Genomic DNA, 19,968 nt, shown 5'->3' on the forward strand with positions numbered 1-19,968 from the left:
CACAATATTAAAGTAGCTGTACTGATAGATAAAACTTTCTTCAAAATTAACAGTGTATTTGCAAAACTGAAAATTTCTAAAGTGAAGAAAACTAAATGGTGTATTATTATTAATAACGTTAAAAATGCAATTTGTTGTGCTCTAGTGGTGTTGGTTAGTTTAAAGTTTTGAAATTCATAATTCACCCCAAAACAAAAGCGCATAATGGTTGGCCTTAAATAAGCAATAGTGACGGTGGCAGCGGCGTGTATGGCAACGGTATCGGAAAATAAATCAACTGTAAAGCCAAGTAAAAAACTCAAGAGAAGAAACAGTTGCCTTTTTTCCTTAATGGGATACCAGTATAGGAATAGAATATACACCATTGGGTTGATATATCCAAAAAAATTAAGCTTATTAAAGACTAATACCTGCACCAAAATTAATAGTACAAATCTAATTACATTAATAAAGTAGCTATTGCGAATCATTATTGGTCTTGGCTTCTAATTCTATTATTTCTTCCCGTTGCACATTGTCCAATACGTAAATGCTTTTTATAGCGGCCATATTGTTAAATAGCTTAATATCTATGCTATAGGAGCTTTGTGAGTTGTTTAAATCAAATTTCTTGATAATGCCTATCGGAATGTTTTCAGGAAAGATGCTGGAACTTGCGCCAGTAACTATGGTGTCCCCAATTTTTAGCGGTACCAACCTTTCAATATCCACTAGTTGTACAGTATTGAAATCTTTTGTGTCCCAAACCAATGAACCATAATGATTGGTGTTTTTGATTTTGGCGTTGATCCTGGATTTAGTGTTCAGGATGCTCTGTACCGTAGCAAAATTTTTGGAGGTATTTTCAACTATTCCGAGGATGCCATTGGAGGTAATTACCCCCATATCGGGTTTGATTCCATTTATGCTTCCTTTGTTGATCGTAATATAATTGCGGGGCAGTCCGTAACTGTTTTTTATTACTTGGGAGGCAATGACCTTGTAATTAATATTGGCAGTATCCAATTGCATGGAATCTTCCTTTTTTAGATTAAAAAGAAGGGTGTGTAAACGCTTATTCTCTTCCACCAATTTTTTATTTTCCTCGTTTAATCCGAAATAGGTGGTTATACTACTTGTGGTTTTGTAGATATTGCCCGTTAACCAGTTGGAGGAATTAAAATATTTGGAACGGTGGTAGGAATGGGAATGTACGGTGAGCGCAAAGGATATAGTCAACAAGAAAAGATATAGCAAGAAATTTTTATATCTTAATATAAAGTTGATAATCTGCTGCATTCACTTAAATTGTTTTGTAATTCCTAAATTGATCAATTGCCAAATAAGGATTTATTGCCTATTTGCTAATTGGTTGCCTTGTTAACAGGTAGTTCTAAGTGCAATGTATTAAATAAACTATTTAATTAAAATACTCTTGTATCGCTCCAAGTTTTTTAAAGCAATACCGGTACCCCTTACAACTGCTCTTAATGGATCTTCCGCGATATATACGGGTAGATCTGTTTTTTGGGATAAACGTCTGTCCAGTCCCCTTAGCATAGAACCACCACCGGCAAGATATATACCTGTGTTATAGATATCTGCTGCCAGTTCGGGAGGTGTTTGTGATAATGTTTCCATAACGGCATCTTCTACCCTTAGAATGGATTTGTCAAGAGCCTTGGCTATTTCTCTGTAGGAAATTGATACTTGTTTTGGTTTTCCGGTTAAAAGGTCTCTACCTTGAACCGACATTTCGTCCGGAGGTGTCTGTAAATCTTCTGTAGCAGAACCAATAGTAATTTTTATGTTCTCAGCAGTGCTCTCCCCAACATATAGGTTGTGTTGCGTACGCATGTAATAGATGATATCATTGGTAAATACATCCCCTGCAATCTTAACCGATTTATCGCAGACGATCCCACCCAAGGCAATTACCGCAATTTCTGTAGTACCACCTCCTATATCAACGATCATATTTCCTTTGGGCTGCATTATATCCAAGCCAATACCAATGGCTGCGGCCATTGGTTCGTGAATAAGATAAACCTCTTTTCCGTTAACACGTTCTGCCGACTCCTTAACTGCTCTCATTTCCACTTCCGTAATACCGGACGGAATACAAATGACCAGTCTAAGTGCTGGTGGAAACCATTTTTTCTTTAATGCAGGAATGTTCTTGATAAACATCATAAGCATTTTTTCAGAGGCATCAAAATCTGCAATTACACCATCTTTAAGAGGGCGTATGGTTTTAATATTTTCATGGGTCTTACCTTGCATCATATTGGCTTCCTTGCCTACGGCAATGATTTTACCACTTATTCTGTCCCTGGCTACAATAGATGGACTGTCTACCACCACTTTGTCGTTGTGAATGATGAGGGTGTTGGCAGTACCTAAGTCTATTGCAATCTCCTCGGTTAAGAAATCAAAGAATCCCATTTTATGTTGTTATATTTCGGTTTAAAAGTCAATTTGATCGTTAAATGTAATAAAATTAATGTTTAAAATGACGTGTGCCAGTCATTACCATTGCAATTCCATTTTCATTACAATAGTCGATACTAAGTTGGTCCTTAATAGAACCACCGGGTTGTATAACGCTGGTTACGCCGCTTTTATGCGCAATTTCCACACAATCAGGAAAAGGAAAAAAGGCGTCGCTGGCCAATACTGCACCCTTAAGGTCAAAATTAAAGGACTGAGCCTTGTGTATGGCTTGGTTTAGCGCATCAACACGAGAAGTTTGCCCAGTGCCACTAGCACATAATTGTTTGTTTTTTGCCAATACAATGGTATTACTTTTTGTGTGTTTGCAAAGTTTGGAGGCAAATATTAAATCTTCTAATTCCCTGTCCGTCGGCTTTTTAGTGGTGGCATTACTAAGGTCTGAAATTTGATCGGTCTTTTGATCCTTCTCCTGCACTAAAACCCCGTTTAAGCATGACCTAACGGTCATTTTTGGAAGGTCTACCTCATTTTGAACCAGGATAATTCTATTTTTCTTTCCTTTTAAAATATCAAGGGCTACAGGAGTGTAGCTAGGAGCAATAACTACTTCGCAAAAGAGCTTGTGTATTTCTTCTGCAGTAGATTTGTCTATTTCTACGTTGCTGATCAAGACTCCTCCAAATGCGGATACGGGATCACCGGCCAGGGCATCTACATATGCCTGGTGAATTGTTGGTCTGGTTGCAAGACCACAAGCATTGTTGTGTTTTAATATAGCGAACGTAGGTTCGTCATTCTTAAATTCTTGAATAAGATTCACGGCAGCATCTACATCCAACAAATTGTTATAGGAAAGTTCCTTGCCATGTAGCTTGTTGAACATAGCGTCAAAATCGCCAAAGAAAAACCCTTTTTGATGGGGGTTTTCTCCATAACGCAGCACTTGCCCATTGGTTTCGCTTAATTTAAATGACGCCTCCTGATGATTCTTGTTGAAATAATTAAAAATCGCTGAATCATAATGTGATGAAACGTTGAAAGATTTTGTAGCAAAACGTCTGCGGTCTTCCAAAGTAGTACTTCCATTACCTTTGGTTATCATTTCCAAGACTTCGTCGTAGTCGTTCATGGAAGAAACACAAAGTGTATCCTTGTAATTTTTGGCGGCTGCACGTATCAAGGAAATACCACCAATATCTATTTTTTCAATAATATCTTGTTCAGAAGCACCACTTGCAACTGTTTTCTCAAAGGGATATAGGTCTACTATTACAATATCCAACTGGGGGATTTCAAATTCCTTCAATTGGTCCTGATCATTTTTGTTGTCCTGACGGTTCAAAATTCCACCAAATACCTTAGGGTGCAATGTTTTAACCCTGCCGCCCAAAATAGACGGGTAGCTGGTGACGTCCTCTACTGGCACTACATCAATTCCTAAATCCTTAATGAATACTTCGGTACCACCGGTAGAATAGATGGTAATTCCCAATTCATTAAACTTTTTTACCAATGGCTCTAAGCCATCTTTATGAAATACAGATATTAAGGCTGATGAAGCTTTTTTAGTGGTACTCATTTTGTTGTGATTGTTGTTATGGATTATAAGGACACAAATGTAATTTTTTTGTACTTAAAAATCAGTACGTTTATTAACAATCGCCCTAAAGTTTTAAAGAATTTTTGCTACTTCCCGGTTCACGTATTCCAAAAATCGTTCATCCTCTTCTGAAAATGGGTCTGGAGTGTTGGAATCTATGTCTATTTGTCCAATATTTTCACCATTTAGAAAAAGTGGGACTACAATTTCCGCTTTAACGGTTATGCTGCAAGCTATATAATTATCCTGGGCCTGTACATCCGGTACTACAAAGTTTTGATTGGAAACGGCAACCTGTCCGCAAATGCCTTTTCCAAAAGGAATTATGGTGTGGTCTGTAGGGGCGCCGGCGTATGGTCCTAATTTTAACTCGTCTTTATCACCATTCTTAAAATAGAAGCCTACCCAATTATAATAGGGAACATTCTCTTTTAGTAATTCGCAAATGGCTTGCATTTTTTCGGTATTACTTTTTTTATCATGACCTATAATTGCTGAAACCTTTGGCCTTAATGTTGTAAGCATAAAATTATTTTTTGCAAAAGTAGGGTTATTTCCAAATCTGCTCTCTATAACGGGTTCAAACTTTTGTTGCTGTTTTATTTTAGACAATTTTATCCTTACTTTTAAGTTAATATCTTATTATGTAAAATATAGATTTCCAACTTTTGATTATTTTTGCATTCATGAAACCAATGATCCGAAAAATACTAGCTATGGTGATGGCATTTTTTATGCTGGTCTCTACCGTTTCTTGGACGATAGAGAAACACTATTGCTTTGGTTCGTTGGTCGATATAGCTTTCTTTCATGAGGCGGACACCTGTGGTATGGATTTGGGGTTGGTAAATGCTATCTTCGATAAAGAGGGTAACCCTTGTTGTGACCATGAGGTTATTACTATCCCTGGGCAGGATGATTTAAAAATATCCTACCATGACATTGATTTTGGCCACCAATTTTTCTTAGTAGCCTATGCGGCTTACTATATAAGCCAGTTTCAGCCCAAGGCGCAGCCACTTGTCCCGCATTCCCATTACCCACCGCCCATTTTGGTAAAGGATATCACTATCCTAGACCAGGTTTTTCTTATTTGATTTTATTTAGTTCGTAGTATTGTCGCTTTTCCAGTAATTGATTATGGAAAAGGACGAATGTGTTTGTGCGTTTAATAATGAACTAATATTAAAAATATCAAGTGAAGAATTTTATAATAAGTATTCTATTGTGGATTCCATTTTCGGCTATTTCCCAAAATAATATCGAAGGTATGGTTATGGAGGCCAACCCAGAAAATAAGCATCTAGGGTTGGCAGGTGCCAATGTATATTGGTTAAATTCCCAAACCGGCACCATCACCAAAGAGGATGGTAGCTTTGTTATTCCTTTTAAAAAGGAGTTTGATCGGCTGGTGATAAGCTATGTGGGATTTGAGTCGGACACCTTATTGGTCAATGCTCCTAAAATGATTCATCACTGGTTAAGGCCATCCAATGAGTTGAATGAGGTGGTGGTCCGGAAAAAGCGGGAATCCGTGCAGAAATCGTTTTTTAGTCCCCAAAATGTGGTCACAATAAACAGTGCCGAATTATTAAAGGCAGCCTGTTGCAATCTCTCCGAAAGCTTTGAGACCAACCCGGCCATTGATGTTAATTATTCCGATGCCCTTACCGGAACCAAACAAATTCAGATGTTGGGCCTTACCAGTCCTTATTTAATGATAACCCAAGAAAACATTCCTATGGTCCGGGGTGCTTCACAGGCCTACGGGCTTACCTTTACACCTGGCACTTGGGTAGAAAGTATACAGATTACCAAAGGGGCGGGGAGTGTAGTAAACGGTTACGAAAGTATCTCAGGTCAAATTAATACGGAATTGGTGAAACCATTAACGGGTAATGCCCTGTTTGTTAATGGTTATGCCAATATGAACGGTAGGTTGGAATTAAATACCCATCTGAACAAGAAATTGACCAATAAATGGAGTACAGGACTCTATCTGCATGCCAACAGGAGGGATACCATGGAGGATGACAATGATGATGGTTTTTTGGAAGCTCCCGTTGGAAATCAAATAAATATTTTGAACAGATGGCAATACCAAGATCCTAGTAAAGGTTGGGTGAGTTTTATAAATCTTCGTTTCTTAAATGATGAAAAACAAGTAGGTGAGACCAATTTTGATCCTGAAAACGATAAATTCACTACAAATTCGTGGGGAAGTGAAATAAATACACAGCGGTTTGATACTTCTTTAAAATTAGGCTACGTATTTCCGGAACTCCCTTTTCAGAGTTTTGGTTTTCAGACTTCCTATAGTCTGCACAAACAGGATTCCTATTTTGGTCTTAAGCAATATAATATTGATCACGAAAGTATTTATTCCAACCTGTTGTTCAATTCGATAATCGGGGATACCAAGAGCAAATTCAAAACGGGCTTCACTTTTGCCTACGATGGTTATGGGGAACTGGTTAATACCTTGGATTATTCCAGAGTGGATAGGTCTATAGGGGCATTTTTTGAGTATAGTTATGACAATCTAAAGGAATGGAGTCTTACGGCAGGTATTAGGGTGGACAACCACAATAATTTGGGGACCTTTGTCACTCCCAGAATACATGTGCGTTATATGCCATGGGAAAGAAGTAGTTTCAGGGCATCTGTAGGCCGTGGTAAAAGGGCTGCCAATATCTTTGCCGAGAATCAACAATTATTTGCCTCATCCAGACAGATAAGACTGCAGGGGATCAATGGGAATATCTATGGATTGGATCCTGAGGTTGCTTGGAATTATGGAGTTAGTTACTTACAGGGATTTCATTTGTTGGGCAGGGCAGGTAACATTACGGTAGATTACTACGTGACCGATTTTAAGAATCAAGTTGTGGTGGATTGGGAAAATCCTCAGGAGGTTTCGTTTTATAATTTGGAAGGCAAGAGCATGGCCCATAGTTTCCAATTCGAGGTAAATCATAATATTATAAAGAACGTGGAACTAAGGACGGCCTACAAATTTTATGATGTTGAGACCGATTACAACAGTGGTTCCCTTCAAAAGCCACTACAGGCCCAGCATCGATTTTTTGCCAATCTTGGGTATAACACGGTTGCTAAAGCCAATGGGTCTCACTGGCGCATGGATTATACGCTTCATGCCTTGGGTAAACAACGCTTGCCCAATACGAGCAGTAATCCCGAGGAGTATCAGTTAGGGGATTATTCGCCTAGCTATAGTTTAATGAATGCACAGCTGACCAAAGTGTTTAATGGTAATTTGGAAATTTATGTGGGAGGGGAAAATTTAACCAATTTCACTCAAGTCAACCCAGTAGTGGCCGCAGACAATCCATTTGGTACTAATTTTGACACGACCATGATATATGGTCCCGTAATGGGCAGGATGTTTTATGCAGGATTCAGGTGTAAATTATAACTTTATTAAATATTAAATATTCAACATGAAAAGTATAGCAATGAAAAAATTATTAGTGGGAGCCGTATTTGGAATATTGACCCTTGCTGGCTATGGTCAGGAGAAAAATAAGAAAATGAGTTTCGAGGTCAATGGAAAATGTGTTATGTGCAAAGAAAGGATAGAGGAGGCCGCCTTAGGGGTAAAAGGTGTTAAATATGCTTTATGGGATATTCCAACGCACCAATTATCGGTTATTATTGATGAGCGAAAAACAAATTCGATGGCAATAAAGACCGCTATTGTGGGGGTAGGTCATGATACCAAGGAATTAAAGGCTACTGAGGAGGCTTATGAAAGTGTACATCCTTGTTGCAAATATCGTGAGGATAATTCGGATGATGGACAACATCATGAGTAAACGTTGAACGATCTGGTTGTTCTTTCTTTCGTTCAATACTTAAAACAAAAAACCGCATTTGGTATTCCAAATGCGGTTTTTTTATCCTTGTAAATTGTAAGTCTTACATCATCCCTGGCATACCACCACCCATTGGTGGGCCTGCAGGAGCGTCTTCCTTAATGTCTGTCAAAGCACATTCGGTAGTCAAGATCATACCGGCAACAGAGGCAGCATTTTCCAATGCAATTCTAGTTACTTTCTTAGGATCAATGATACCTGCTTTGATCATTTCAACATAGGTTTCTGATTTGGCATCATAACCAAAATCTCCTTTGCCTTCCAAAACTTTTGCAACTACTACAGATCCTTCTCCACCAGCATTTTCAACGATGGTTCTCAATGGAGATTCTATAGCTCTGGCAACAATTTGCACACCAGTTTCTTCGTCAGCATTTTCAGTCTTAATTTTGCCTAGAACAGATTTGGCTCTTACCAAAGCAACACCTCCACCGGCAACAATACCTTCTTCAACAGCTGCTCTTGTGGCGTGAAGGGCATCATCAACCCTATCCTTTTTCTCTTTCATTTCTACTTCGGAAGCAGCGCCAACATAAAGAACGGCAACACCACCGGCTAATTTAGCCAAACGTTCCTGTAATTTCTCTTTGTCGTAATCAGAAGTGGTTGATTCGATTTGAGATTTTATTTGGTTTACCCTGGACTTGATAGTTTTTGGAACACCTGCACCGTTTACGATTGTTGTGTTATCCTTGTCAATAGTGATTTTTTCACAAGTACCAAGCATATCCAATGTAGCATTTTCCATAGTGAAGCCTCTTTCTTCAGCTATTACGGTACCACCTGTAAGGATAGCGATATCTTCCAACATTGCCTTTCTTCTGTCACCGAATCCTGGTGCTTTTACAGCGGCAATTTTTAAAGAACCTCTCAATTTATTTACTACCAATGTAGCTAAAGCTTCACCGTCAACATCTTCTGCAATGATCAAAAGAGGTTTTCCCGACTGTGCTACTGGCTCCAATACAGGTAACAAATCCTTCATAGAAGAAATCTTCTTATCATATAATAATATGTAAGGATTCTCTAAATCGGCAGTCATTTTTTCTGAATCGGTAACGAAGTATGGAGAAAGATAACCCCTGTCAAATTGCATACCTTCAACAACATCAACGTAAGTATCTGTTCCTTTGGCTTCCTCAACAGTGATAACACCTTCTTTGCCAACTTTTCCAAAAGCTTGAGCAATTAGGTCACCAATAGTCTCGTCATTGTTCGATGAAATAGCGGCAACTTGTTTGATTTTTTCTGAAGAGTCACCTACTTTTTTGGTTTGCTTGGCCAAATCCTCAACAATAGCTTGTACGGCTTTGTCTATACCTCTTTTAAGGTCCATTGGATTAGCGCCAGCAGCTACGTTCTTTAAGCCTTCTTTTACGATAGCTTGAGCAAGAACAGTGGCAGTAGTAGTACCATCACCTGCCAAATCATTGGTTTTGGAAGCAACTTCCTTTACCATTTGGGCACCCATATTCTCAAGAGCATCTGCCAATTCAATTTCTTTGGCCACGGTAACCCCATCTTTGGTAATGGTCGGAGCACCAAATGATTTGCTGATGATTACGTTTCTACCCTTGGGTCCCAAGGTTACTTTTACTGCGTTTGCCAATGCATCGACACCTCTTTTGAGGCCATCTCTTGCATCGATATCAAATTTTATATCTTTTGCCATAATTTAATTTCATTTATCATTCCAAATATAAACGGAATGAAATTAGTTATACTCTTTAGTTTGTTGTTTGGAATATCCCCAAATTTTAGGGAATAAGAGCAATGTTATATAATTGCTAAAATGTCGCTTTCGCGCATCATAAGATATTCTGTGCCTTCAAGTTTTAACTCGGTGCCGGCATACTTACCGTATAATACCGTGTCTCCAACTTTAACGGTTACTTTTTCATCTTTGGTACCAGGACCAACGGCAACTACTTTGCCTTTTTGTGGTTTTTCTTTTGCGGTATCTGGGATGTAAAGACCTGATGCAGTCTTTGTTTCGGCAGCCATAGGTTCTATTAGAACTCTATCCGCTAATGGTTTAATGCTAACTTTAGCCATATTATTTAGATTTTATGTTTTTAAGTTTGATTATTGTAGGCAGAAATTATGCCATTGCCTTAAAACTGACACTTTGTTAAAACAAAAATGCCAGCTTGTCACGTAAGCTGGCATTTTTAATATTTTAAATGTGTTTTCTCTTACTTATTGAGCACTGTCGGTATTATTTGTACCGTTAGTGGCAGGTGCAGAGATAGGTGTTTCCGGTAAGGCATCGGGTGCTGTGGTTTCAATAGGATCCCCATTAAGTAATTTTGAATCGGAATCACTGAAACTGCCCTTTATTGCTACATTGGAAAGTAAAATTAAAACAACCAATATAGTTGCCAATGTCCAAGTACTTTTATCCAAAAAGTCTCCAGTTTTTTTTACCCCTCCAACAATTTGGGTTCCGCCTCCACCGAAAGAAGAAGACAATCCACCACCTTTAGGGTTTTGTACCATAATAACAAGCATCAATAGGATGCAAACTAGGATGATAAGTACCAAGAATATTGTAAACGTTGTATTCATTATTTAATTATTTTCTTGTTGTATCTTTTCTACCGCTTTAATTCGGTCTGCAAAGAAACTACTTTTTTCTGGATATTTCAAACTTAAAATTTTGTAAGCCTGAATGGCCTTTTTATACTTCTTTTGTTCCAAATATACTTTGGCCAAAGTAGCGGTCATTAATTCATTTTTATCAAAGGTAAGTGAGTCCTTGATAAGTACTTTGGTCGAATTTGGCTTAGGTACAATTTTGGGGTTTGTTTCAATAAATTTGTCGATTTGATCAAATTTTTTCTTTTTCAGCCTGTCTTCTTTAGGGTTCGATTTAGGCTGCTTAGTATGTGCTATCTTCTTTGCAGTGTCGGATTCCGACTTCGGTTTTTGTGTCTCTTTAGAGGTTAACTGGAGCCATTCCCCAAATGAATACTTCTCTTTTTTGGTAAAATTCAATGGTTTCCCGATTTCCAGTGCCTCTTCAGCTTTTTTTTTATCGTCGGAAATAGATTTGTCAATTTCTGGGTCTTTGGAGGAAAAAAGGGAGGGATCCAGAATATTGTCTGCGTCCTTTACTGTCCTGGGCAAGGGTTCGTCTTCCGATTCTTCGATCAGTGCGCTTTCTTCTTTAAAATCCGAAACTATCTCCTCAGAAATGGTTGGAGTATCATTTAAGGTAGTGGCTTTGCCCAAAATAGAATCGGCGATGGTATTTTGTAGAAAATCTTTAGAGGTAATAAAATCGAAAAGAATATCCCTGTCTGCCGTATAGGCTGCGGTTAGCTTAAGGGCATTGTTGTATTTAAAACTGTTGAGGTTTTTAAGGCCTTTTAGGTGCATGGCCCTGGCGGCCTGGAAATAAGGGTACTCGGCCAGTACATCTTCCAGTTGATTGGTCTGCACAGGGGAAACCACTTTGTCAGGGTTCTGCAATAAATATGTAAATTCCTGTACGTTCATAAATTACCAATCTGCCAATGATTTATTAAAAATATCTTGGGTTATACGTTCAAAAATTATTTGATGTGCTTCGTCCTTAACACTAGCCAATTGCGAATTGGCAGGATAGTCGTAAAAGAAGGAAAACCGTTGTTCAAAGTCGACGTCTTCCTTGGTATTGTTAAAGAACCTTACATTTACCCCTATACTCAGCCTGTTTTGTGCAGCTGTTTGCTGGGAGGTGGCAGACATAGGGGAAATCCGATATTCCACAATTTCACCTTCGTACAGCAAATCCCCATTGGATTTAACAAGGTCCAGGCTAGTCTGGTTTAAAATTAAATCCTGAAGTGACAAGGTAAAATCCCTATCCATTCCAGGTTCAAAAGTAGACCCCGGATTTTGGGAGGCGTAATTCTGAAAATAATTTACCTGAAAGGTTTTTGCAGTTCCTACGTCACCCCCGGTAAAGTTGTAGATACCGCATCCAGAAATGCTTGCCACCAATACAAGCATTAAAATAATATGTTTATTCTTGGTCATTAATTTCTTTTTGTATTTTTTACTGCCTACTGTTAAAGGTCGTACTGTTTTATTTTACGGTAAAGGGTGCGTTCCGAGATGCCCAATTCTGCCGAGGCTGCTTTTCTTTTGCCCTTATTTCGTTCCAAGGATTTTTTTATGAGCTCTATTTCCTTATCCTGTAAAGATAGGGTTTCTTCCTCTTCTATCTCCTCTGCAAAATCATACTTATCTACTTGGGGAGTTTTAACTATTGGTTTTTCTGTATATGGCTCGGGAAGCTGTAAAATTTTATTTGTGTTTTCCTCTTGCTCCGTATAGTCCTCCTCATCATCACCATAGATTTTTCGGATAAGATTTTCGTTTTCCTCCTGAACTTTCTCGCTGTCGTTGTGTTTAAGCAACTCCAGTGTTAATTTTTTTAAATCGTTCAAGTCGCCTTTCATATCAAAAAGCACTTTGTACAATATTTCCCTTTCTGTGCTAAAATCACCCTCTTTTTTATCTTTTCCAATAACGGCCGGTAAATTGGTGTTGCTTGAATTGGGTAGGTAGCCATTTAAAGTAGCTAGGCTAATAAGTCTGCTTTCCTCCAGGACAGAAACCTGCTCCGCAATATTCCTTAACTGTCTAATGTTTCCAGGCCACCTGTATTTTAATAACAATTGTACCGCATCATCATCCAGGCGGATAGTGGGCATTTTATATTTCTGACCAAAATCTGACGCAAATTTCCTAAATAATAAGTGTATGTCTTCCTTGCGCTCGCGTAAGGGGGGAATGTTAATTTCAACAGTACTTAGACGATAATATAGATCTTCCCTAAATTTCTCTTTTTTAATGGCTTCGAACATGTGGATATTGGTGGCAGCCACTATTCTTACGTCTGTTTTTTGTACTTGGGAGGAGCCTACTTTTAAAAATTCACCATTCTCCAACACCCTTAAAAGGCGTACTTGGGTGGTCAATGGCAGTTCTCCGACTTCATCCAAAAAAATGGTCCCACCATCGGCTACCTCAAAATAACCGCTTCTAGTGCCCGTAGCTCCAGTAAAGGCACCTTTTTCATGTCCAAAAAGTTCGCTGTCTATGGTGCCTTCGGGAATGGCCCCGCAGTTGACTGCTATATATTTGGCATGTTTTCTATGCGAAAGGGAGTGAATTATTTTTGGAATAGCTTCCTTTCCAACACCGCTTTCACCGGTTACCAATACGGAGATATCCGTCGGTGCCACTTGGATGGCTTTTTCAATGGCACGATTAAGTTTTACATCGTTGCCAATTATTTCAAAGCGCTGTTTAATTGATTGAATCGATTCCATCTTCTAATTGTTATTGGAATATCCCACAGGTCTTCCTATTAATGTGCCCGATGTGCAGTCTGTAATTTCGACCTTTACAAAATCGCCCTTTTTATAGTTTTCCTTAGGAAATATCACAACAAAACTTTGGGAGTTCCTGCCCATCCAATCCAAGTCGGATTTTTTGGAAGATCCCTCTATCAAGACCTCTACAGTTTTTCCAAGTTGTTGTTTGCTCCTGATATGACTGTGTTCCCTTTGCAGTGCAATGATCTCCGTTAATCTTCGGTTTTTTACCTCTTGGGGCACGTCGTCTGCCATATTTCTGGCCGCAGCAGTGCCAGGCCTTTCGGAATAGGCGTACATATACCCATAATCATATTGTATCTCCTGCATTAAGGACAGCGTATCCTGATGGTCTTCTTCCGTTTCGGACGGAAAGCCGGTGATCATGTCCTGGGATATGGTGCAATCCGGAATTATTTCCTTAATATTTTTAACCAGTTCCAGATATTCTTCCCTGGTGTGTAATCTGTTCATTTCCTTTAAAATCCTATTGCTGCCGCTTTGCACGGGCAAATGAATGTAATTACAGATGTTTTGATATTTTGCTACAATTCTAACTACATCCAGCGTCATATCCTGTGGATTGGAAGTAGAAAATCGGATACGCAATTTTGGTTGCGCCAAAGCTACCAATTCCAATAGATTGGAAAAATTAACAGCTGTGGCTTTTTGCATTTCCGTCGCTTTTTCGAACCCTTTTTTTAACCCACCGCCATACCAAAGGTAGCTGTCCACATTCTGTCCCAATAGTGTAATTTCCTTAAATCCTTTACTGGCAAGGTCGTTTACTTCTTCTAAAATAGATTGTGGGTCTCGGCTGCGTTCCCGTCCCCGGGTAAAGGGCACTACGCAAAAAGTACACATATTATCACAACCACGGGTAATGGATACAAAGGCGGTAACGCCATTGGTATTGAGACGTACTGGGGAAATATCCCCGTAGGTTTCCTCTTTGGACAGAATTACGTTTACTGCATTTCTGCCATCATCTACCTCTTGAATAAGATTGGGCAAGTCCTTATATGCATCCGGACCTACTACCATATCCACAATTTTTTCTTCCTCCAGTAATTTGGTTTTTAGCCTTTCTGCCATACAGCCAAGAACACCTACCTTCATATGCGGCCTGTGTCTTTTTACGGCATTGAACTTTTCCAATCGCTTGCGAATGGTGAGTTCCGCCTTTTCGCGAATAGAGCAGGTATTTACCAATACCAAGTCGGCATCCTCTAAATCCTGGGTAGTACTAAAGCCTTCATTGGCCAGTATAGAGGCAACAATTTCACTATCTGAAAAGTTCATGGCACAACCATAACTTTCTATATATAGTTTTCTGGTGCTATTTTTCTTTTCCGCAATGGTTATGGCTGTTCCTTGAACAGATTCGTCTATAGTCTTCTCCATTTTATTATGCATTCATCGTCATCATTAAGAGTTTGCAAAGATAGTATTATATGGCTAAATATGACATATTGACAGTTAAAAATTTCTCAAAAATCCACGCAACTTTATAAGCCTAATGGTATCTTTTCAGAGTAATCCCAATAACTTTATGACTATGAGAAACATAATAATACTTTTTTTTGTACTGGCTACGCTTGGGATTGTTTCCTGTAATGATGAGGATGATGGCAAATATGCCGAGTACTTGGTGGCCAAGCCGTTAACCATGAGCAAAGCCGAATTTAAGAAGGATGTAGATATCATAGCCCCCATTCCTTTGAATGAATCCGGAAAAATTTATGTCTATGGGGAATTTATATTTGTCAATGACAAATATAGAGGGGTTCACGTAGTGGATAATAGCGATCCCAAAGCCCCTAAGAAAATAGCCTTTATTAAAATACCAGGAAACGTTGATGTCTCTGTAAAGGGCGATTATTTATATGCCGATAGTATTACCGATTTGATCGTTCTGGATATATCCGATATCAATAATGTTAAAATGGTAAACCGTTTGGAGGATGTTCTAAGGGATAATGTGGTTTTTCCTTTTGAGGTAGATATTTATGAATGGCAGGGTATAGACTATCAGAACGACATTGTTATTGGATGGGAAACAGTAAAGGAAAGAAGGCTAATTGAAGAAGTGGAAGTTCAGTTTTCACGTGAGTTTGATGTTATGCTGGCCAATGCCACCCAAAATGCGGTACCTACTGGCCAAGGCGGATCTTTGGCGCGCTTTAAAATAGTAAACGACTATTTATATGCCGTGGATAGTCATAATATTAATGTATTCAATATTCAAGACATGGAGAATCCAAAGGATTTGGAGGATGTGTACGCAGGTTTTGATATTGAAACAATCTTTAGTAGAGGTGATCAATTATTTTTAGGGAGCATGCGCGGAATGTATATTTATGATATCTCATCTCCGGCCACGCCTACCTTGATTTCCGAATTTCAGCACGGAACAGCCTGTGATCCTGTAGTGGTTGATGGTGATTTTGCCTATGTAACCTTAAGGGGAGGCAATATGTGCGGTGCCACGGAAAGTGGGCTCTTTATCGTAGACATTTCAGATATAACAAATCCCGAATTGGTCAAGACCTATCCAATGGATGGCCCTTATGGCTTGGGGATAAAAGCCGAAAAACTATTTGTTTGTGACGGGACTTCGGGACTTAAGGTCTATGATAAAACCGATGTTCAAAATTTGATACAGCTGAATCATTTTAAAGATATTAATACGTTTGATGTTATTCCCATGGAGGATAATTTGCTGATGATCGGGGAAGAAGTCATTTATCAATATGAATATTTGGAAAATAAAATAAAGCTGATAAGCACATTTAAGCTTGGTTAACAGCTGCGAAATAATTAAAAACACCCCTTGAAATAGGGGTGTTTTTTTGTAGTGGTACAAATGAAAATCCGTTAAATAAAAAAATTGATATACTTTTGTGTCACCAAAAACTAGTTAATGGCAAAGAATTTAGTAATAGTAGAGTCCCCGGCTAAAGCAAAAACAATTGAAAAATTTTTAGGAAAGGATTATAAGGTAGAGTCCAGTTTTGGGCATATTGCCGATTTACCTTCCAAAGAATTGGGAGTGGATGTGGATAATAATTTTGCCCCCAAATATATTGTTGACAAGGATAAGAAGGCCTTGGTTAAAAAACTTAAGGATTTGGCGGACAAAGCTCAAACTATATGGCTTGCTAGTGATGAGGACCGGGAGGGAGAGGCTATTTCCTGGCATTTGGCCGAGGAGTTAAAGTTGGATAAGAATAAAACCAAGAGGATAGTCTTTAATTCCATTACCAAATCTGCCATTCAGAAGGCTATTGAAAATCCTAGGGAAATAAATTATAATCTGGTTAACGCCCAACAGGCCAGACGAGTGCTGGATAGATTGGTGGGTTACGAACTTTCCCCCGTTTTGTGGAAAAAAATTAAACCAGGATTATCTGCTGGTAGGGTTCAATCTGTAGCGGTTAGATTGATTGTGGAAAGGGAACGGGATATAGAAGCCTTCAAGCCTGAAGCGGCTTTTAGGATATCGGCCGAATTCAAAACCAATGAGGGCAGTATATTTACAGCCAAGTTAAATAAGACCTATGCAAGCCAGAAGGAGGCGGAAGCTTTCCTAAAGGAAAATATAGGAGCTAATTTTTCCGTAGCTACACTGGATAAGAAACCGGCAAAAAAATCGCCGGCTGCTCCATTTACAACTTCAACATTACAGCAAGAGGCATCAAGGAAATTGTATTTTTCAGTTTCAAGGACCATGCAGGTGGCACAACGCTTGTACGAGGCAGGGTTAATAACCTATATGAGAACGGATAGTGTTAACCTTTCCAAAGATGCTATAGATGCGGCAAAGGATGCCATTATAAGTAATTACGGTAAAGAGTACAGTAAGGTTAGGAGTTTTACCGGAAAATCCAAGGGAGCACAGGAGGCCCATGAGGCCATTCGTCCTACGGAGATGACCAATCAGTCCCCTTCTTTGGAAAGGGATCAATCCAAATTATACGAACTAATTTGGAAACGTACCCTTGCCTCACAAATGAGTGATGCAGAATTGGAACGCACTAACATTAAAATAAAATCCAATACCCATAAAGAAGAATTTACCGCCAACGGGGAGGTAATCAAATTTGATGGTTTTCTAAAGGTGTATCTGGAAGGAACCGATGAAGAAGATATAAGTGAAGAGCAGGAAGGAATGCTTCCGGCAATGAAGGAGGGTGAAAAGCTCCTTAATAATTATATAACGGCAACAGAGCGTTTTTCCAGGGCTCCATATAGATTTACGGAAGCGTCTTTGGTAAAGAAACTGGAAGAACTTGGCATAGGAAGACCGTCTACCTATGCGCCTACTATTTCCACAATTCAAAATAGAGGCTATGTAGAAAAGGGTACCATTGAGGGCACGGAGAGGAATTATGTGCAGTTATTGTTGAAATCCGATAAACTTATTGCTAAAGATTTATCCGAAAATGTGGGATCCGACAAAGGTAAATTGGTCCCTACGGATATTGGAATGATTGTAACCGATTTCTTGGTAAGTCACTTCGAAACAATTTTGGATTATCATTTCACTGCAAAAGTGGAAGAAGATTTTGATGAGATTGCTTCAGGGGATGAGGATTGGCAAAAAGTACTGAAGGATTTTTATGGGGATTTTCACCCCAAGGTCCTGGATGTGGAAGAAAATGCCGATAGGGCCAGTGGTGAACGTGTTTTAGGGACCGATCCCAAAACCGGAAGGCAGGTCTCGGTAAGATTGGGCCGTTTTGGGCCTATGGTGCAAGTAGGTACGGTAGATGATGAGGAAAAACCGTTGTTTGCCAGTCTGTTGCCGGATCAATCTTTAAATACCATTAGCTATGAGGAAGCCATGGATCTGTTTAAGTTGCCTAGAAAGCTTGGAGAGTATGAAGGGGAGGAAGTAGAAGCCAATGTGGGTAGGTTTGGCCCCTATATTAGGTTTGGGAAAAAGTTTGTTTCCCTGGGCAAGGATGAAAATGCCATGGAGATAGATATGGACCGCGCTGTAGAGCTTATCAAGGAGAAACAAAAAGCAGATGCCCCTATAGCTACCTACGAGGATAAGGATGTTACCAAAGGAGTTGGTAGGTTTGGCCCATTTATTAAATGGGACGGAATGTTTATTAATGTAAGTAAGAAATATGACTTTGATACTCTATCCAAACAGGATATTGAGGAGATTATAGAGGCCAAAAAACAAAAGGAAATTGATAAGTTGATTCAGGAATGGCCAGAGGAGGGTATTCGTATAGAAAAGGCAAGATGGGGAAGGCATTCCATTATTAAGGGTAAAATAAAAGTGGAAGTGTCCAAAGATGTGGATGCCACCAAGATTTCCCTTAAAGAGGCACAGGAATTAATAGCAAAAAAAGCACCTAAGAAAAAAACTAAAGCGAAACCTAAGGCTAAAAAATAATATGGCATTCGATTTTTTAGTACCCGTTAGTGATAGGGTATTGGCCCACTGCGAATTACTACCGGCCCAAGCATTGGGAAAACACGTATATATGCATACTTCACGGCATGGTCTTCCGGTATTGGCAAATGTTAGTGTGGCCATACTGGGGGTCAATGAATCCAGGAATGCTTTCGAGAAAAAACCAGAGCGCCTGGATATCTCGGAGATCAGGCTTCAGCTTTATAATTTAATGTTGGGCAATTGGAACTCTTCCATTGTGGATTTGGGCGATATAGAGGAAGGTGAGACCGTAGAGGACACCTATTTCGTTGTCAAGGAAATTGTTGCCGGATTATTGGAAGAAAATATTATTCCCATTGTAATTGGTGCTACCCAAGACCTTACATATCCCACTTATAGGGCTTTTGACGGACTTAAAAATATGGTCAACTTGGTGTCCATAGATAGTAGGTTTGATTTTGGGATGGACGAAGAACTTATTTCTTCCCATTCGTATATGAGTAAAATAATTACCGATAAACCCAACAATCTTTTCAATTTTTCCAATATAGGCTATCAAAGTTATTTTAATTCCCAGGAAGAATTGGACCTTATGGAGCGACTTTTCTTTGATTCCTACAGGTTGGGGGAGTTAATTTCCAATATAACCTTGGCAGAACCCGTGTTAAGGAACGCTCATGTGGTAAGTTTGGATGCACGTGCCATACGTGCCGCCGATATAGGGTATTCCAGAAATTATTCCCCCAATGGTTTTAACGGGAGGGAAATTTGTGCCATAGCTAGATATGCTGGAATTAGCGACAATGTATCCGTTTTTGGGATTTACGAATGCGAGAATAGCAATCAATCTTTTCAACTTGTCGCACAAATAATATGGTATTTTATAGAGGGGCTGAACTATAGGATTCAAGAGCTGCCCAATAGTAATAGTAACGACTTCACCAAGTATACCGTACCTACCGAAGATGAATCCCTTATCTTCTATAAAAGTCATCTTAGCGAAAGATGGTGGGTAGAGGTACCTTCAATTTTAACTTCACATACTAAAACAAATTCACCTGCGTTATTACCATGCACCGAATTGGATTATCTAGATGCATGTAATCAAAATATTCCTGAGCGGTGGTTTAAAGCCTACAAAAAAGGGTTTAATTGAAATAATAATTTTAGGGTATAAAACAAATTTTATACAATAAATTATTTAAAAATAAGTTTTAGAGAATAATACTTGTGTTTGCATTTATAATCATAATC

17 protein-coding genes are annotated in these 19,968 nt (G+C 39.0%); 6 read left to right on the forward strand and 11 right to left on the reverse strand.

Annotation, left to right across the window (positions count from 1 at the left end; translation table 11 throughout):
* Positions 1 to 456: 456 nt before the first annotated feature.
* From mreC to MWU78_RS12240, 4 genes are all read right to left on the reverse strand, one after another.
* Positions 457 to 1,278 (reverse strand): rod shape-determining protein MreC, encoded by an 822-nt coding sequence (mreC, locus tag MWU78_RS12225; protein ID WP_246998097.1) that lies wholly within the window; start codon positions 1,276 to 1,278, stop codon positions 457 to 459.
* Positions 1,279 to 1,395: 117 nt separating this feature from the next.
* The gene (locus tag MWU78_RS12230; protein WP_103439675.1) at positions 1,396 to 2,424 is read right to left on the reverse strand and encodes a rod shape-determining protein; all 1,029 of its coding nucleotides are present in this window, start codon (positions 2,422 to 2,424) and stop codon (positions 1,396 to 1,398) included.
* A gap of 55 nt (positions 2,425 to 2,479) precedes the next feature.
* Entirely contained in the window at positions 2,480 to 4,012 is a 1,533-nt protein-coding gene (gene purH, locus MWU78_RS12235; protein ID WP_246998099.1) for a bifunctional phosphoribosylaminoimidazolecarboxamide formyltransferase/IMP cyclohydrolase, read from the reverse strand.
* Positions 4,013 to 4,105: 93 nt separating this feature from the next.
* Positions 4,106 to 4,558: a GAF domain-containing protein gene (locus tag MWU78_RS12240; protein WP_246998101.1), complete on the reverse strand. Its 453-nt coding sequence runs from the start codon at positions 4,556 to 4,558 to the stop codon at positions 4,106 to 4,108.
* Between the two features lie 161 nt (positions 4,559 to 4,719).
* On the opposite strand from MWU78_RS12240, the gene MWU78_RS12245 reads away from it, so the two are divergent.
* The 3 genes from MWU78_RS12245 (at position 4,720) to MWU78_RS12255 (ending at position 7,869) form a co-directional block, all read left to right on the forward strand.
* A complete protein-coding gene (locus MWU78_RS12245) occupies positions 4,720 to 5,130 on the forward strand; it encodes a hypothetical protein (RefSeq protein ID WP_246998103.1) in 411 nt (136 codons plus the stop codon).
* A 173-nt stretch (positions 5,131 to 5,303) separates the two neighbouring features.
* Positions 5,304 to 7,469, forward strand: coding sequence for a TonB-dependent receptor (locus MWU78_RS12250; protein ID WP_246998273.1), 2,166 nt, complete (start codon positions 5,304 to 5,306; stop codon positions 7,467 to 7,469).
* A gap of 25 nt (positions 7,470 to 7,494) precedes the next feature.
* Positions 7,495 to 7,869 (forward strand): metal transporter, encoded by a 375-nt coding sequence (locus tag MWU78_RS12255; protein ID WP_348647084.1) that lies wholly within the window; start codon positions 7,495 to 7,497, stop codon positions 7,867 to 7,869.
* A 103-nt stretch (positions 7,870 to 7,972) separates the two neighbouring features.
* On the opposite strand, the gene groL is transcribed toward MWU78_RS12255, so the two are convergent.
* The 7 genes from groL to miaB all read right to left on the reverse strand — a co-directional run bounded on the left by groL (position 7,973) and on the right by miaB (position 14,702).
* Positions 7,973 to 9,601 (reverse strand): chaperonin GroEL, encoded by a 1,629-nt coding sequence (gene groL / locus MWU78_RS12260; RefSeq protein ID WP_246998105.1) that lies wholly within the window; start codon positions 9,599 to 9,601, stop codon positions 7,973 to 7,975.
* 104 nt (positions 9,602 to 9,705) lie between these two features.
* Positions 9,706 to 9,984, reverse strand: a complete 279-nt coding sequence (locus MWU78_RS12265) for a co-chaperone GroES (RefSeq protein WP_072860635.1) — start codon at positions 9,982 to 9,984, stop codon at positions 9,706 to 9,708.
* Positions 9,985 to 10,128: 144 nt separating this feature from the next.
* Positions 10,129 to 10,497, reverse strand: coding sequence for a preprotein translocase subunit SecG (gene secG, locus MWU78_RS12270; protein ID WP_246998107.1), 369 nt, complete (start codon positions 10,495 to 10,497; stop codon positions 10,129 to 10,131).
* Positions 10,498 to 10,500: 3 nt separating this feature from the next.
* Positions 10,501 to 11,430 (reverse strand): hypothetical protein, encoded by a 930-nt coding sequence (locus MWU78_RS12275; protein WP_246998109.1) that lies wholly within the window; start codon positions 11,428 to 11,430, stop codon positions 10,501 to 10,503.
* Positions 11,431 to 11,433: 3 nt separating this feature from the next.
* Positions 11,434 to 11,952: an LptE family protein gene (locus MWU78_RS12280; protein ID WP_246998111.1), complete on the reverse strand. Its 519-nt coding sequence runs from the start codon at positions 11,950 to 11,952 to the stop codon at positions 11,434 to 11,436.
* A 32-nt stretch (positions 11,953 to 11,984) separates the two neighbouring features.
* Positions 11,985 to 13,253 carry a sigma-54 dependent transcriptional regulator gene (locus MWU78_RS12285; RefSeq protein ID WP_246998113.1) on the reverse strand — a complete coding sequence of 423 codons (1,269 nt, stop codon included), beginning with the start codon at positions 13,251 to 13,253 and terminating at the stop codon, positions 11,985 to 11,987.
* A 3-nt stretch (positions 13,254 to 13,256) separates the two neighbouring features.
* Positions 13,257 to 14,702 carry a tRNA (N6-isopentenyl adenosine(37)-C2)-methylthiotransferase MiaB gene (miaB, locus tag MWU78_RS12290; RefSeq protein WP_246998115.1) on the reverse strand — a complete coding sequence of 482 codons (1,446 nt, stop codon included), beginning with the start codon at positions 14,700 to 14,702 and terminating at the stop codon, positions 13,257 to 13,259.
* Positions 14,703 to 14,856: 154 nt separating this feature from the next.
* Here miaB and MWU78_RS12295 point away from each other — a divergent pair, with 154 nt between their 5' ends.
* From MWU78_RS12295 to MWU78_RS12305, 3 genes are all read left to right on the forward strand, one after another.
* Complete coding sequence (locus tag MWU78_RS12295; RefSeq protein WP_246998117.1) at positions 14,857 to 16,104, forward strand: hypothetical protein; 1,248 nt, start codon at positions 14,857 to 14,859, stop codon at positions 16,102 to 16,104.
* 117 nt (positions 16,105 to 16,221) lie between these two features.
* Positions 16,222 to 18,711 (forward strand): type I DNA topoisomerase, encoded by a 2,490-nt coding sequence (gene topA / locus MWU78_RS12300; RefSeq protein ID WP_246998119.1) that lies wholly within the window; start codon positions 16,222 to 16,224, stop codon positions 18,709 to 18,711.
* Between the two features lies 1 nt (position 18,712).
* The gene (locus MWU78_RS12305) at positions 18,713 to 19,870 is read left to right on the forward strand and encodes a formimidoylglutamase (RefSeq protein ID WP_246998121.1); all 1,158 of its coding nucleotides are present in this window, start codon (positions 18,713 to 18,715) and stop codon (positions 19,868 to 19,870) included.
* Positions 19,871 to 19,968: the final 98 nt, after the last annotated feature.

The organism is Arenibacter sp. F26102, assembly GCF_023015865.1.
In the GTDB taxonomy this organism is placed as follows: domain Bacteria; phylum Bacteroidota; class Bacteroidia; order Flavobacteriales; family Flavobacteriaceae; genus Arenibacter.